Annotated in this window: 9 protein-coding genes; 1 reads left to right on the forward strand and 8 read right to left on the reverse strand. The window is 69.7% G+C overall.

What is annotated here, in order from left to right; genetic code table 11:
- Window positions 1-52: 52 nt before the first annotated feature.
- Both MOX01_RS16395 and MOX01_RS16400 read right to left on the reverse strand, forming a co-directional pair.
- A complete protein-coding gene (locus tag MOX01_RS16395; protein WP_141370561.1) occupies window positions 53-1,135 on the reverse strand; it encodes an LAVTG motif-containing sortase-dependent surface protein in 1,083 nt (360 codons plus the stop codon).
- Entirely contained in the window at window positions 1,108-2,886 is a 1,779-nt protein-coding gene (locus MOX01_RS16400; RefSeq protein WP_141370563.1) for a metallophosphoesterase, read from the reverse strand. Before MOX01_RS16400 ends, MOX01_RS16395 begins: the two co-directional genes overlap by 28 nt.
- Window positions 2,887-3,084: 198 nt before the next feature.
- Here MOX01_RS16400 and MOX01_RS16405 point away from each other — a divergent pair, with 198 nt between their 5' ends.
- On the forward strand, window positions 3,085-3,831 hold the full coding sequence (locus tag MOX01_RS16405; RefSeq protein WP_113680839.1) for a GntR family transcriptional regulator: 747 nt from the start codon (window positions 3,085-3,087) through the stop codon (window positions 3,829-3,831).
- Window positions 3,832-3,849: 18 nt separating this feature from the next.
- On the opposite strand, the gene MOX01_RS16410 is transcribed toward MOX01_RS16405, so the two are convergent.
- The 6 genes from MOX01_RS16410 to MOX01_RS16435 all read right to left on the reverse strand — a co-directional run bounded on the left by MOX01_RS16410 (window position 3,850) and on the right by MOX01_RS16435 (window position 14,897).
- Entirely contained in the window at window positions 3,850-4,419 is a 570-nt protein-coding gene (locus MOX01_RS16410; protein WP_046746634.1) for a DNA-3-methyladenine glycosylase I, read from the reverse strand.
- 68 nt (window positions 4,420-4,487) lie between these two features.
- Window positions 4,488-5,531, reverse strand: a complete 1,044-nt coding sequence (locus tag MOX01_RS16415) for an NAD(P)-dependent alcohol dehydrogenase (RefSeq protein ID WP_141370565.1) — start codon at window positions 5,529-5,531, stop codon at window positions 4,488-4,490.
- Window positions 5,532-5,639: 108 nt separating this feature from the next.
- Window positions 5,640-7,706: an acyl-CoA dehydrogenase family protein gene (locus MOX01_RS16420; protein WP_141370567.1), complete on the reverse strand. Its 2,067-nt coding sequence runs from the start codon at window positions 7,704-7,706 to the stop codon at window positions 5,640-5,642.
- Between the two features lie 120 nt (window positions 7,707-7,826).
- Window positions 7,827-9,062 (reverse strand): HTTM domain-containing protein, encoded by a 1,236-nt coding sequence (locus MOX01_RS16425; RefSeq protein WP_113680841.1) that lies wholly within the window; start codon window positions 9,060-9,062, stop codon window positions 7,827-7,829.
- A complete protein-coding gene (locus tag MOX01_RS16430) occupies window positions 9,059-9,895 on the reverse strand; it encodes a DUF5819 family protein (RefSeq protein WP_141370569.1) in 837 nt (278 codons plus the stop codon). Before MOX01_RS16430 ends, MOX01_RS16425 begins: the two co-directional genes overlap by 4 nt.
- A gap of 79 nt (window positions 9,896-9,974) precedes the next feature.
- Window positions 9,975-14,897 (reverse strand): choice-of-anchor G family protein, encoded by a 4,923-nt coding sequence (locus MOX01_RS16435; protein WP_141370571.1) that lies wholly within the window; start codon window positions 14,895-14,897, stop codon window positions 9,975-9,977.
- Between the last annotated feature and the right edge of the window lie 96 nt (window positions 14,898-14,993).

Here is a 14,993-nt window from a genome sequence, read left to right on the forward strand (position 1 = left end):
CGTCGAGAAGACCTCGAAGCCGCCCCGCCCATGGAGCATGAGGGCGCGTGCGTCAGCTGCGACCCCGACGCCGTCGGAGGACGAGCGCGCCACCGAGGCTCAGAAGCAGCAGAGCGCCGCCGACGAGGTACCAGCCGGGTGCACCGCCCGTCGTGGCGAGGTCACCGCCCGTGGACGATGCATCCGCTCCGCCACTGGATCCCGAGCCGGGGGCTGTGCCCGTCCCCGTTCCCGGTGCGACGCCGCCGGAGCCGTCCCCCGCGCGGGTGACCGTGATCGGCGCGGTCGCCTCGGTCCCGTCGGGGAGGATCACCGCCAGTGTGTGCGCACCGGCCGGCGTCTTCGCGGGGATCGTGACAGCGGTGCGGAACGCCCCGTCGGCATCGGCGGTCGCGACGCCCACCCGCACCGGTGTGGAACGCAGCTCGATCGCGAGCTCCGCAGCCTCGGGGAATCCGGTCCCGGAGATCGTGACCCGGCCACCGGCCGCGACCGTCTGCGTGCTCAGCGCCACGGCCGGATCGACGGGATCGACCGGATCGACCGGGTCCACCGGATCCACGGGGGCGTCGGTGGGACGCGGGATGTCGACGTGCTTGATCTCCGTCGCTCCGGCCGTCGAGAAGGAGTACACCGTGACGCGCACGCGGTCGTCGTACAGCGCGGCGCGCAGCCCGACGGGGTCGGCACCGCCGACGGCTTTCTCCTCCCAGTCCCCGCTCGGCCCGTACATCGTGGTGACGGCTCCGGTGTTCACGACCGTGGGGCCGCTGGCGCGCGTCGGATCCGGCCGCAGCTCTGTACTCCAGTCGTTCAACGTCGGCGACCAGTGCGTGTGGCTGTTGAACATGATGACGTTCGGGTTCTGTGCGAGCAGGGCGGCGAACCGGGCCTCCTCCTGCCCGAAGTCGTTCTCGTAGAACCGCGCGTACGATCCGGAGACCGAGTACGGCAGCAGGTGGTGCGAGAAGAGCAGCACCGGCTGGTCCTGGGCGCGCCAGTGGGCGAGCCGATCACGCAGCCAGGTGAACTGCTCCTCGCCGAAGTCGACGAACGGGCCTGCGCCGGTCTTCGCCGTGTAGTCGTAGAACTCGCTCCCGATCCAGATCAGGGGAAGCTGACCGTCCACGAGCACCTCACCCCACCCTGGCCACCGATGTCGCGCATCCCCGTCGAATCGAGGAAGCGCTCCCGGTACACCGCCGATCCCTCGCTGCCGTAGTACTCGTGGTTGCCGATCGTCGAGACGACCGTGCCGTACTCGCCGCCGCCACCCGCCGCGAGCGCCGACAGATAGGAGGTGTAGTTCGCGGTCGATCCGTTGCTGACCAGGTCGCCGTTGGACACGAGCACGTCCGCCGTCTGCGCCATCGCGCGGAACCCCGGCAGCACGTTCTGGCTCAGTCGCGTCGTCGCCCCCTGCACATCGCTGAAGATGTCGACCACGGTGTTGGCCTCGACTCCTTCGGCGAGTGCCGCGAGCGGGCGCACCACCTGCACGTCGTCGAGCATCCACGATCCCGCGGCGCCGGGGGCGTCGAAGACGAACCGCAGGGTCATCGCGGATGCGCCCGCCGGCACCGTGACCGGCAGCCGGAGCTGCGCTGACTCCTCGTCGGCATCGGAGAGCTCGCGCAGCACGGTCTCCGTTCCCTCGTCGAACACCGCCGTCACGGTGCCATGTTGGGTTCCGCCCCTCTTGCGGTAGTGGCTGTCGAGGCGCACCTCCAGCGCATCCCCCGCCTTCACGGCGATCGGAGAGGAGGCGAGGCTGCCGGCGAATGCCCCGCTCGTCGCCTCCGCCACGGCGATCCGCCCCGAAGCGCGGGTGAACGCGTGTCGGCGATCGGTGCCGTACTGGGCGATCACGCTGTCGAGGTTCGACAGCGTCCACGCACCCTTGCTCGTCCAGCTGTCCGTCTCGAAGCCGTCGAACCAGAGCAGCTGCTCGGTGGTCGAGGTGTCCGGGTCATCGGCGGCGAGCACGGTGATCACGAGCGGGGTCGACACGATGCCGGCGCCACCGAGAGACAGCGTCACCGAGCCGGGCGCGAGGTCAGCGGGCAGCGCGACCGAGAACGACGTCTCCCCCGCGGCGTCAGCGACCGGGATACCGGGAACCGCCGCCCCGGCATCGCCGAACGACGCGGTCAGCTGCTGCCCGGGGCGCAGTCCGCCGACCTTCACCGGAACCGTCGCACCTGCTCTGGCGACGGGCTTCGCGGCGGAGAGGATGCGCGGTGCTGCGTCGGCCGGCGGGGCTTCGCTGATCTGCACGTCGTCGATCATCCAGAACCAGTTGTTGCTGCTCTCGGCGTACGACCAGCCCACCGTGACGGCATCGGTCCCCGCAGGCACCGGGATCGAGACGTCCACCTGCTCGTCGAGACGGTTCCGGGCGAACGACTCGACCACCACCGGCGCTGCGTCGTCGAAGCGAGCGACGAGCTGCGCGGTCTGCGGCGACTGCCCCTGCTTGTAGTGGCTGTCGAAGCGCACCCGCACCGCCCCGTCCTGACTCTGCAGGTCGACGGCGGGTGCCCACAGCACGGAGCTGAAGCGCCCGTCCGTCGGCCGGTTGGCGTCGGAGTGCACGACCGCGGTGACACCGTCCGCACGTGTGAAGGAGCCGCGATCGCCGCTGTTCCCCCAGGTCGACACGACCTCGGCCGAGGTGTGGAACGACCAGCCCTCCCAGTCCGCCCGCATACCGGTCACGTTGGTGTTGTCGATCGACCATCCGGCAGGGGGCTGCGAGGCCGTCGCGTCGGTGAAGCCTTCGGTCAGCGGCGGGGCTGCAGCGAAGGCGGGCGTCGCCGCCGCGCCGACGAGCAGCGTGAGGGCGCACGTCACGGCGATGGCGCCGATTCCGTGTCTGGTTCTCATGTCTCTTCCTAGGGGTTGGTCGACCGCTCATGTCGGCCGAGGCAGGGGGATTCCGTCTCTTCCGAGCATGAGGAGCGAAAGTAGTCATGACAACTTTTTCCACGGAAATTCCCCGATTGTTCACCGATGTGCGTCAGAGTGAACATGTCGCGGTCGCCGCGGGGATGAGAAGTCACGACAACAGGAGCACGAACGAGAATGCCCAGACCTCTGCACGAGCAGCTCTACGAGCGGATGCTCGATCGCATCAGAAGCGGCGAATGGCCGGAGGGCGAACGTGTGCCGAGTGAGCACTCCCTGATCGCCGAGTTCGGGACCTCTCGCGGACCGATCAGGCAGGCTCTCGCGACGCTGCGAGCCGAAGGTGCTGTCGACGGCGGGAGAGGCGCACCGCCTCGGGTGCGGCGAATCGTGCCGACGCAGTCGTTCCAGACCTTCGTCTCGTTCACCGACTGGGCACGTTCGATCGGACGACGCCCCGGCCAACGCGTGCTCGAGGCTGCACGCCGACCCGCCTCGGAAGCGATCGCCGATGACCTCGGAATCGAGACGGGCGCCGCGATCGTGGAGATCGTACGGCTGCGACTGCTCGACGACGAACCGGCGATGCTCGAACGCTCGGCGTTCCCTCTCCCCGTCGGCAGACTGCTGCTCGCCGCCGATCTCGACGCGGGGAGCATCTACCAGGCGATGCAGGAGCATGGCCTGGCGCCCGTTCGCGCACGTCATGTCTTCGACGCGGTACCGGCGGACGAGATCGATGCGGCGGCACTGGCGGTGTCCGTGTCCACACCGCTGCTGCGCGTACGACGAACGGGATGGGCGGCCGACGGTTCCCTCGTCGAGGTGGCGGACGACCGCTACCTGCCGACGATGGCCACCTTCGCCGTCGAGAACACTTCCGACGCGCGCTCAGCGCTCACCCGGGAGACCGGCGAGCGCTGAGCGCCGACGGAGCCGACATCACGCTCTCCAGCACCCCGCGATGTGGTCGTCGACCATCCCACCCGACTGCATCAGGGCGTACATGGTGGTCGGCCCGACGAAACGGAACCCGCGACGGCGCAGTTCTTTGCTCAGAGCGGTCGATTCCGGTGTGACGGCCGGGACGTCGGCGAACGATGCCGGGCGCTCACCGGAGACCGCAGGAGCGAACGACCACATCAGCTCGTCGAACTCGCCATCGGCCATGCCACGGACGATGCGGGCGTTGCCGATCGTGGCCTCGATCTTCGCGCGGTTGCGGATGATGCCGGCATCGCCCATCAGACGTTCGACGTCGGACTCGTCGAACTCCGAGACGATCTCGGGCACGAACCCCTCGAACACCTCGCGGAACCGCGGACGCTTGCGCAGGATCGTGATCCAGGAGAGCCCGGCCTGGAACCCCTCCAGCGCCATCTTCTCGAACAGCGCGCGGTCGCCGTGCAACGGCGTGCCCCACTCCTCGTCATGGTAGCGGCGGTACTCGTCGTCGTCGCCCACCCAGGCGCAACGGTCGCGGGCGTCGGGGCCCGTGAGAAGAGAGGTCATGCGCTCAGGCTATCCGCGGCGACCGACACCGGGTGCCTTCGCGCCTCACGGCTGCGATCGGCGAGCGCTCAGGCGAAGGTGGCGGCGTCGATCACGAACCGGTACCGCACGTCGGAGGCCAGCACGCGCTCGTAGGCCGTGTTGATGTCGGAGGCGGGGATGACCTCGATCTCTGCCGCGATGCCGTGCTCGGCACAGAAGTCGAGCATCTCCTGCGTCTCGCCGATGCCGCCGATGTTGCTGCCGGCAAGCGAGCGCCGACCACCGATCAGCGACATCACGCCCACCTCCAGGGGTTCGCCGGGAGCGCCGACGCACACCATGGCTCCGCCGACGTCGAGCAGGCTCAGGTAGGAGCGCAGATCGATCACGGCGCTCACGGTGTTGAGGATCACATCGAACGATGAGCGCAGCTCGCGGAAGGTCTCCCGGTCGCTGGTGGCGCGATAGTGGTCGGCACCGAGCCGCAGACCGTCGTCCTTCTTGCTCAGGGTCTGCGAGAGCACGGTCACCTCCGCGCCGAGAGCATGGGCGATCTGCACTCCCATGTGCCCGAGGCCGCCGAGCCCGACGACCGCGACGCGTGTGCCGAGTCCGACGTTCCAGTGCCGCAGCGGCGAATAGGTCGTGATGCCCGCGCACAGCAGCGGTGCGGCGACGTCCAGCGGCAGACCGTCGGGGATGCGCAGCACGAAGGCCTCGGTCACGACCACCTGCTCGGAGTAGCCGCCCTGGGTGACGGTGCCGTCGCGATCGATGCCGCCGTAGGTGAGCACGGCCCCCTGGGTGCAGAACTGCTCTTCGCCGCGCAGACAGTTGCGGCACTCCCCGCAGGAGTTCACCAGGCATCCGACGCCGACACGATCGCCGACCGCATACCGGGTGACGGCCTCGCCTACCGCAGCGACCGTGCCGGTGATCTCGTGCCCGGGAGCGAGCGGATACTGCTGCGGACCCCAATCGCCGCGGACGGTGTGGATGTCCGAGTGGCAGATCCCGGCGAAGGCGATGTCGATCAGCACGTCGAGCGGGCCGAGTTCGCGTCGCTGGATGACGGTCTTCTCCAGCGGGGCTGCTTCACGGGGTGCGGCATAGGCGTTCACGGCAGGCATCTCGGACTCCTCGGATCGGGTACCTGCCGAGACTACCCAGCGCGGGAGGTGAATCAGCCGTGCCGCGCGAGTCGACGGTCGTCGAGAGGAGAGCGAACCGCGGGCGGGTCAGCGCTGCTTCTTCTTGAGCGCCTTCTCCTGGATGGGGGCCTGTCCGCTCGCCTCGAGGTCGGCGTAGTACGCACGGGCCTCGTCCTGCCGCTGCTTCTCCAGGCCGCTCGCGATGGGAGCGCGCACGTGCTCGGGCTCGTAGCCGAACGCGTTCACGAGGTCGAGGGAGTACGGGCGCAGACGGGCGCACAGGCGGTCGATGTAGCTCGACACCGCCGCGCCGCGCTGCATCGACAGACGTCCGTGGATCAGATGCCAGGCGAGGTGCTTCTCGATGAGCTGCAGGCCGAACAGGTCGCGCAGCCAGGTGAGCACCTTCTTGGTGTCCTCGTCGTCGATCTCGTGCACGGCGTCGGTGAACGCCTCCCACTGCAGCAGCTCTCCGTGCGCACGGGCGGCCTCGATGAGCTCGGCCTGGTTCTCGTTGAACAGGCGAGCGCCGAGGGCCTTGTCCTTCGCACCGGGGCGGAGGCGCGAGGCGATGTCGGCCACCATCTGCTGCACACGTCCGGCGAGCAGATCGTGCTGCTGCTCCTCGCGCAGGCCCCGCTCGACCGATCGGCTCACCTGACCGAAGTCGGAGACGGCCTGACCGAGCTGACGCAGGCCCGCACCGTGGAACAGCTTGCCCGCGGTCATGCCCACGGCGAACTTGGCGAGGGCCGCCGCATCCTTGCCCTGGAACTGCTTCGCGTAGTCGGTCAGCAGACGCTTGCCGACGAGCTGCAGCAGCACGTTGTTGTCGCCCTCGAAGGTGACGTAGATGTCGAGGTCGGCACGAAGCCCGACCAGACGGTTCTCGAACATGAAGCCGGCACCGCCGGTGGCCTCTCGGGCCTCCTGGAGGGTGTCGAGCGCATGCCACGTCGACAGCGGCTTGAGGGCGGCGGCCAAGGTCTCCAGGTCTTCCCGGTCCGCCGGGGTGTCGGTCCGGCCGGAGAAGACACCGTCGAACTTCTGCAGGAACTCGTCGTGCGCGAAGATCTGCGCGTAGGTGGTCGCCAGGCGCGGCAGCAGACGGCGCTGGTGCTTGCCGTAGTCCATCAGCACCACCTCCTGCCCATCAGCACCGTCGAACTGACGGCGCTGGGTGGCGTAGGTGATCGCGATGTGCAGACCGAGGGCGGAGGCCCAGGAGGCCGCGCCGTCGAGGGACACCCGCCCCTGCACGAGGGTGCCGAGCATCGTGAAGAAGCGGCGGCCAGGGCTGTCGATCGCACTGGAGTAGGTGCCGTCGGCCGCGACGTCGCCGTAGCGGTTGAGCAGGTTGGTCCGCGGGATCCGCACGTGGTCGAAGGAGAGGCGCCCGTTGTCGATGCCGTTGAGTCCGCCCTTGAGACCGTCGTCCTCGCGGCCGATGCCGGGGAGGTCCACCCCGTCCTCACCGCGCAGCGGCACATAGAAGCAGTGCACGCCGTGGTTCACGCCGTTCGTGATCAGCTGCGCGAAGACGGTCGCCGCTACGCCGTGCAGTGCGGCGTTTCCGAGGTACTCCTTCGTCGCCCCGCGGAACGGGGTGTTGATGACGAACTCCTCCGTCTCCGGGTCGTACGTGGCCGTGGTGCCGACCGCAGCGACGTCGGAGCCGTGGCCGATCTCGGTCATCGCGAAGGCACCGGGGATCGAGAGGTCCATCACTCCGGGGAGCCACTTCGCGTGGTGCTCCTCCGTACCCAGCTGCAGGATCGCCGATCCGAAGAGACCCCACTGCACACCCGACTTGATCTGCAGGCTGGGGTCGGCCACCACGAGCTCCTCGAAGCCCGCGATGTTCGCACCGTTGTTCTCCTCGCCGCCGAGCGACTTCGGGAACGCGCGATGCACGGCCTTGTTCTCCACCAGCAGGTGCAGCTGGCTGAGCACGCGCTCGCGGTGCTCGTCCTTGCCGAGCTCGTCCTTGCGCCAGAACGCCGAGTCCTTGATCATCTCGCGGGCCTGACGACGCACGTCACCCCACGTGCCCATCAGGGCGTCGTTGACGCGGGCGACATCGAGACGCGGGGTGGCGTCAGCGTTGTCGGGGGAGGTGCGGGTCGTCTTCGGACGGACGGCGGCGTCGACCATGAGCGTTCCTCTCAGAGGGAAGTGGGAATACTGTCATGGTAGGTCTGCCACAACGGGAGTCCTACTGCCCTGTCCACTTCCTCCAATGCGCTGCGGGGGCATCTCCCCGTCGGCTTGTCGTCAGACCACAGTCCGGGCCGGCAGCGCATCTTCCGGCACGGTAGGCGGTGGCGCTCCTGCCTCCCGCCAACGCCGCTTCGTCCCCGCGCTCAGACGCGCCCACGTGCGATCGCGGATGAAGATCGCATCGATCGCGATCATCGTCAGCGAGAACCACGGCAGCCCCATGAGCACGGCGATGCCGATGTGGAACGACAGGATGCCCAGCAGTCCGATCAACCGCGTGGGACGGGTGAGCAGCATGAGCGGGAACGCCACCTGCAGGATGATCGAACCCCAGCTGGCGACGGTGACCATCGGTCCCCATGTCGTGACGAGGTCGCTCAGCACCGGCCAGGTGCCGAACCGGGCGGTCTGCAGCGGGTTGTAGACCGCATACCCCTCTTCCCACGGTGCGCCGCCCGCCTTGTAGAGAGCGCCGGAGGCGTAGACGAAGCAGACCTGTGCCGTGAGAGCCACGAGCGCCAGGTTGTGGAACATGGTTCCCAGCAGCGCCGGCTGGCTGTTCGGGGCGAACCACTCCCCCGACTTCGCCCGACGCCGGGCATCCAGCGACCAGCGCGCCGCCGGGTCGGCGAAGAACAGCAGCAGCAGGGCGATGCGGAACATGTTGTCGCCCTGATCGCCCACCATGTCGTTCGCCTCGATGAACCCCACCCAGAGGCAGAAGAAGATCGGCAGCACGATCCGGAAGCGCCACCCGAGCACGAACAGCACGGCGAGCACTCCGAGCAGAAGGTAGAGCGCCGTGTAGAGCGCATCGTTCCCCATCGCGGCATGGAACGCACTGAACACCCAGATCCTGGGGAACTCGCTCACCGGCTCCGCGAGCTCGCCGTTCCAGGCCGACCCCGATCCGAACGTGTAGAGCCGGGTGCTGAAGTTCGAGATCAGCAGGCCGATCGCGGTGAGTCCGAAGAGGATGCGCGTGACCGCGAGTCCGTAGAGCGCCTTCTTCCCGTGGAAGAGCCAGTCGCCGACGAACGCCGAGATGCGGTCGATCGCCGACAGCACCATCGACCAGAGACCACCGATCATCGACGACACGAAGGTCAGCAGCCGTGTGACGAACGACCGCGGCGGCACGGTGCTCGCCGGAGCCGGTGCCGGGGCGGGTTCGCGAGGAGGGGTGGGCGGCGCGGACGCCGGGGCCGGAGCGGTGATGGTGCTCCGTGGCGCGGAGTCCTTCTTCTTCGCGTCCTTCCGGCGGTCCGCGGTCTTGACCGGCGCGCTCACGGCTGGATCCTCTCGAACTGGCCGCGGAAGGTGTTCGCGAAGTTCTCGCGACTCTGCCCTTCCTCTTCTATGGGCAGACGCCATCCGGTCGTCGAGAACGTCGGGTCGGGGCGCTGCGCGCCGGGGTCGTTGCGATCCTTGTAGGGGACCACGTTCTGGCGGCTCACGCGGTACTGCACCGCGACCACCGCATCCGCTCCCCAGATCGCGTAGGCCACCTGGGTCGCGTACGCGGTCGAGAGGTGCTCCTCGGCCATGTAGGCCTCGGTCGATGGATTGTCTTCACCCTGCAGCTCGTCGAAGGAGCGCACCATCCACTCCTCCCAGTCGTCCTTCATGAAGTCCAGGCCGATGACGGCCTGCTGGTCCGCGTTCAGCTTGTTGTAGGCGTTCATCTGTCCGCTCGCCACCTCACTCGACTGGATGCCGGCCCGCGGAGGGAAGAGGTTGTACCGGATCATCGAGAGCTCCACGTCGGTGGCGCTGACCCACCCGGTCTCGACCTGTTCGCCGTCCTTCTCGATGAGGGCGCGGACGTTGAAGTGGTAGTCGCCGTTGATGGGCTCCGGAGCGAACACGCTCCAGGACTGACCGAACATCGGCAGCATGTACCCGGCGAGGACCTGCTGGGTGGGGATCTCCCGTAGTGCGGAGTAAGGCGCTATCCACAGGAACGAGGCGCCGATGTGCCACAGCGTCAGGAGGCAGGCCGCGAAGGCGATGAGCTTCACCCACCACGTCGGCCGTGGCCGCACGGCTGCCGAGGGTTCCGGCTCGACCGCGTCGGAACCTGCCGCGTCGGAGTGCGGTGCGGACTCGAGTCTGGTGCTCATTCACTTCCCTCCATACCGCCGAGGGGTCGGGACCGCCGTGGGGAAACGGTCCCGACCACTCAGCGTTCCTGCATCGCGATCACTCCGTACGGATCAGTCGCCGTCGGGATGTCGCGAGTCTCATCGTCCCCAGGCCGAGGACGAGGAGCAGTGCGGCCAGGGCGATCCAACCGCCCTGCACCTGTCCACCGGTCGTGGCCAGGCCCGAGGCCACCACCTGGAACGAGGCCGATACGCTGCCCGAGGTCGCCCCGGTCAGTGTCACGGTGTGCGGTCCGAGGTCGGTGGCGGTCGGCACGGTCCAGGTGAAGGTGACCGTGCCCTGCGCGTTCGCGACCTGGCTGCCCAGCGCGACCGGATCGGAGGCCATCACGCCGGTGACCTTCTCTCCGGGCTTGAAGCCGGTGCCGACGGCGGTCTGCTGCTGTCCGCGTTCCAGGACCGGCGACCGGAGGGCGATCGCGATGTTCCCGGTCGGGTCGGCTGCCGCGTCCGCCGAAGCGCTCGCGGTGGCGGATGCGGATGCCTCCGCGGTGGCTTCGGCCGAGGCGTCGGCCGCAGCCGATGCCGATGCCGTCGCCGACGAGGACGCGTTGGCCGCTGCGGCCGCAGAGGCGTTCGGGTCCGCATCGGCCGCAGCCGAGGCATCCGCCGCGCTCGTCGAGGTCGCATCGTTCTGCGCCGCCGCCTGAGCCGCCGCAGCCGCGGAGGCGTTCGCCGCCGTGGTGGCCGTGGTCGAGGCATCGGTGGAGGCATCGGTGGTCGCCGCCGCCTGAGCCGCTGCGTTGGCCGACACGTCGGCCGCCGCGGATGCCTGGCTGGTCGCGTCCGCGAGTGCCGCCGCCACTGCCGCGGCCTCAGCCGAGGCGTTGCTGTCGTCGTCAGCCTGGGCGGAGGCCGCTGCCGACGCGGACGCGTTGGTGTTGATCTCCGCCGACGCGTCAGCCGAGGCGACCGCGTCGGACGAGGCATCGGTCGAGGCGTTCGCGATCGCCGCCGCGCTCGCGTTCGCCGCCGCGCTCGTGCTGGCATCCGACGTCGCGGTGGCGTCAGCCGCCGTGTTCGTCGTGGCGTCGGCGAGGGCCGCGGCCTGGGCCGCGATGGCCGCGCCGGCGTTCGCCGCCGAGGTGGCATCAGCCGTCGCCGCCGTGGACGAGGTCGCCGTCGCCGCCGACTCCGATGCGGCGTCCGCTGCCGGGTCGGCCGCCGCCGAGCCCTGCGCTGTCGCATCCGCGAAGGCCGCTGCCTGCGCGGACGCTTCCGCGACGGCCGCGGTGGTGGCGTCGGCGTTCGCCGAAGCGGATGCCGAGGCAGCCGCGTTCGCGTTGGTCGAGGCTTCCGAGGATGCGTCGGTGGAGGAGTCGGAGGTCGCTGCGGACTCCGACGAGGCCGCGGAGTTCGCTTCCGCTGCCGCGGAGGCTGCGGCGTTCGCGTTCGTCGAGGCATCAGCCAGCGCCGCGGCCTGGGCGGCGACGGCCGCGGAGGCGTTGGCGGTCGATGTCGAGTCGGTCGACGCTGTCGTCGATGCCGTCGTCGTCGCCGCAGCCTCGGCGGCCGCGGTCGCGTCAGCGGTGGCGGCCGCCGACGCGGACGAGGTGGCATCGGCCAGAGCAGCCGCCTCTGCAGCGGCCTGGGCCGACGGGTCGCCGTCCGCGGTCGCGTCCGCCGAGGCCGACGCTGACGCCGCTGCGTTGGTGTTGACATCACCCGGGTCGCCCGCCGTCACCTCTGTGGTGTCCGTCGCGGTGACGGCACCGGCGGTCGCAGTCAGCGTGTATCCGGTTCCGGGAGTGGTGCCCGCCGGTACGGGATAGTTCGCAGTGAAGGCTCCCGAAGCATCGGTCGTCGCCGTCACCGGGCCGCCGACGTTCGCGCCTCCGCCCGGAGCTGTCAGCTGCAGCGAGACCGAGGAGCTCACGGGCCAGCCCGAGCCGGTCACGGCGAGGTTGCTGCCCGCCGGAACCTGGGCGGCCGCGTCGACCACGACGGGAGCCGCGGTGACCTCCGTCGTGTCCGTCGCCGTCTGCGCACCGACCGAGGCCGTGACCGTGTAGCCGGTGCCTGCCGGGGTGCCGGCCGGGACCGGGTAGTCGAGCGCGAAGCCGCCGAGCGCGCCGGTCGTGGCCGTGCGCGGGGTACCGACGGCCGCGCCGCCGGGTGCGCTCAGCTGCACCGAGACCTGCGTGTTCGCCGGCCAGTTCGCTCCGGTGACGGGCAGATCGTCCCCTGCCTGCACCGTCGCCGCCGCGTCGACCGTGGCCGCCGCAGTCACGGTGGTCGTGTCGGTCGCGGTCTGGGTGCCGACAGTCGCCGTCACCGTGTAGCCTGCGCCGGGCGTGGCCGAAGCCGGAACCGGGTAGTCGAGCGTGAACCCGCCAGACGCGTCGGTCGTGGCCGTCACCGGACCACCGACGTTCCCGCCACCCGGCGCCGTCAGCTGCACGGACACCTGCGTGCTCGCCGGCCAGTTCGTACCGGTCACCGGAAGGCTCGTGCCCGCCTGCACCGTGTCAGCGGCATCGACAGCCGCGGCGGCCGTGACCTCCGTGGTGTCGATCGCCGTGACGGCACCTGCGGTCGCCGTGACGGTGTATGCCGCACCCGGAGCCGCAGAAGCGGGAACCGGGTAGTCGAGCGTGAAGTCACCCGAGGCGTTCGTAGTCGCCGTGACAGGGCCGCCGACGTTCGCGCCGCCGCCCGGAGCTGTCAGCTGCACGGACACCTGGGTGTTCCCCGGCCAGTTCGATCCCGTGACCGGAAGGCTGGTGCCCGCCTGCACGGTGGCTGCGGCATCGACGGCGGCCACGGGGGCGTCCGTCACCTCGGTGGTGTCGGTCGCCGTCTGCGTGCCCACCGATGCCGTCACCGTGTAGCCGGTGGCCGCGGGTGTGCCGGCCGGAACAGGGTAGGCGACCGTGAAGGTGCCGGAACCGTCGGTGGTGACCAGTACGGGGCCGCCCACGTTCGGGCCGGAAGCCGGAGCCGACAGCTGCACCGAGACCTGGGTGTTCGCCGGCCAGTTGGCACCGGAGACCGCGAGATCCGTCCCCGCCTGTACGGCCGGGGCGGCATCGACCGTCGCCGCGGCCGTCACCTCGGTCGTATCCGTCGCCGAGACGGCGCCTGCCGTCGCGGTGACCGTGTACCCGGTGCCCACCGTCGTCGCCGTCGGGACGAAGTAATCGACCGTGAATGCACCGTTGCCGTCGGTCGTGACCGGAACAGGGTCGTTCACGATCCCCCCGCCGGGTGCGGTCACCTGCACGGAGACCTGCGTGTTCGCGGGCCAGCCGGAGCCGGTCACGGGCAGGTTCGTCCCCGCCTGGACGGTCGGGGCCGCGTCGATAGCCGCCACAGCTGCCGCGGCAGCCTTGACCGTCGAGGAACCGAGGTCGAGAGCGACCCCCCCTCCGACGGCCGGGAGCAGGTTCACTCCGAGCGCACGCACCGTGAAGCTGCCGCCCGGGATGTCTCCCGTCGCCGGCTGCTCGTTGATGGTGATGGTCGCGATGTCCGACAGCACGCCCTGGAGCACGGGATCGAGCGTCGTCAGCACGGGACCCGTGAGAGCGGCGAGTGCCGGCTGCACGAGCGGGATCACGCTGGTCAACGCGGTGTTCACGAGCGGACCCGTCGTCGTGGCGACCGCATTCGTCACCGTCGCGACCACCGGGTTCAGGAGCACGCCGATGTTGAGGCCGGCCAGGGTGATGTCGGTCGCGACCGTGGGAACGGGAGTGGCGGTGCCGGCGAACTGCGCCAGTGAACCCTTGACCGTGACGTCGCCCGACACGAGCGGCGTCCCGGTGAGCGGCACCGTGAGGTCGACGCCGACCGTGATCGTCACCTGGAGGGCGTCGAGCGTCGACTTCAGGATCGTGGAGACCTTGCCGTTCAGGCTGTTCGGGTGCGTGCCCGTGAGTGCGGAGGTGATCCCCTGCTGGATGGCGGAGATCGTCGTGGCGGAGAGCACCGGGGTGTTCGCCGGCAGTGTGTTGAGGTTCGCGCCCGCGCCGGTCTCGACGAGGATCTTGGCGAGATCGACCGAGACCGTGCCGGTGCTCAGGTCGACGAGAACCGAACCGGTCGTGTTCTCGACCGGGGTCTGCAGCACCTGCGTCGTCACGGTCTGCCCGACCGTGTCGAGCCCCGCGATCGAGACGGTGCCCCCTGTCGCGGTGAAGGCGGCGACGAGCGGCACATCGGGGATCGCGTTGATCGTGTTGACGATCGTGGTGGTGAGGGCGGTCAGCGCGCCGCCGGGACCGGCGAGGTTGCTCACGGGAGTGACGGTGCCCTGGATCGCGGAGGCGAGGGTGCCGGAGAGCCCGGCGACCAGGTTGCTGTGCAGATCGAGGTTCAGGTCGGCGATGCGGTACTCGGACGTCACCGTTCCCGCGTTCGACTCGGCACGCGACGCGAGGGCGCCGATGCCGATGGAGGCCTGGTCGAGGACCGCATCGGTCAGACCCGCCACGGCGAGCTGGTCGAAGAGGTCTGTGAGCTCGAGGGTGCCGGGGTTCACGCTGCCGTCGATGGCGCCGGTGTCGACAGCCCCACCCGAGGTGATCGTGCCCGACGAGGCGATCGACTGGGTCTGCGTCGGCGAGGAGCTGAAGCTCTGCGCAGCGCCCAGGTCGCCGAGCCGCAGCAGACCCGGCGTGGTGCCGTCGGTCAGCAGCGGCACGTTGAGGGTGCCCACGTCGATGTTGAGCGCCTCGAGCAGTCCGACGTTCAGTCCGCCGAGCTCCGAGCCAGGGGCGGCCGGGTTGCTCGTCAGCGTGTGACCGAGCGCGGCGATGTCGAGTCCGCCGAGCAGTGCGGCCGGCAGCTGGATGATCTGCCCCTGCGCGACCGACGGATCGTTCGGATTCGCCGCGTCCAGCGCATTCGCCGCTGTCGGCACCAGTGCACTTGCGAGGATCACCGCGCCGACGGTGACGCCGGCGATGCTTCCTCCTGCTGCTCTGCGTCGCCGCAGAGTCCTCTCCTGCAATTCCATTCGCTACTCCCGTGTGATGCGATGTTCCGCGTCACATGGCCCCCCCACGGGTCGACGTCAGTCGGCCGAGCGATGTTGAGGACAGTTCTACGGGAT

It is taken from the genome of Microbacterium oxydans, from assembly GCF_006540085.1.
Lineage (GTDB): Bacteria > Actinomycetota > Actinomycetes > Actinomycetales > Microbacteriaceae > Microbacterium > Microbacterium oxydans.

Coding starts and splice junctions, on each gene's coding strand:
- MOX01_RS16410 (WP_046746634.1), bottom strand. CDS start 4,419: ATGACCTCTCTTCTCACGGGCCCCGACGCCCGCGACCGTTGCGCCTGG.
- MOX01_RS16420 (WP_141370567.1), bottom strand. CDS start 7,706: ATGGTCGACGCCGCCGTCCGTCCGAAGACGACCCGCACCTCCCCCGAC.
- MOX01_RS16435 (WP_141370571.1), bottom strand. CDS start 14,897: ATGGAATTGCAGGAGAGGACTCTGCGGCGACGCAGAGCAGCAGGAGGA.
- MOX01_RS16430 (WP_141370569.1), bottom strand. CDS start 9,895: ATGAGCACCAGACTCGAGTCCGCACCGCACTCCGACGCGGCAGGTTCC.
- MOX01_RS16415 (WP_141370565.1), bottom strand. CDS start 5,531: ATGCCTGCCGTGAACGCCTATGCCGCACCCCGTGAAGCAGCCCCGCTG.
- MOX01_RS16400 (WP_141370563.1), bottom strand. CDS start 2,886: ATGAGAACCAGACACGGAATCGGCGCCATCGCCGTGACGTGCGCCCTC.
- MOX01_RS16405 (WP_113680839.1), top strand. CDS start 3,085: ATGCCCAGACCTCTGCACGAGCAGCTCTACGAGCGGATGCTCGATCGC.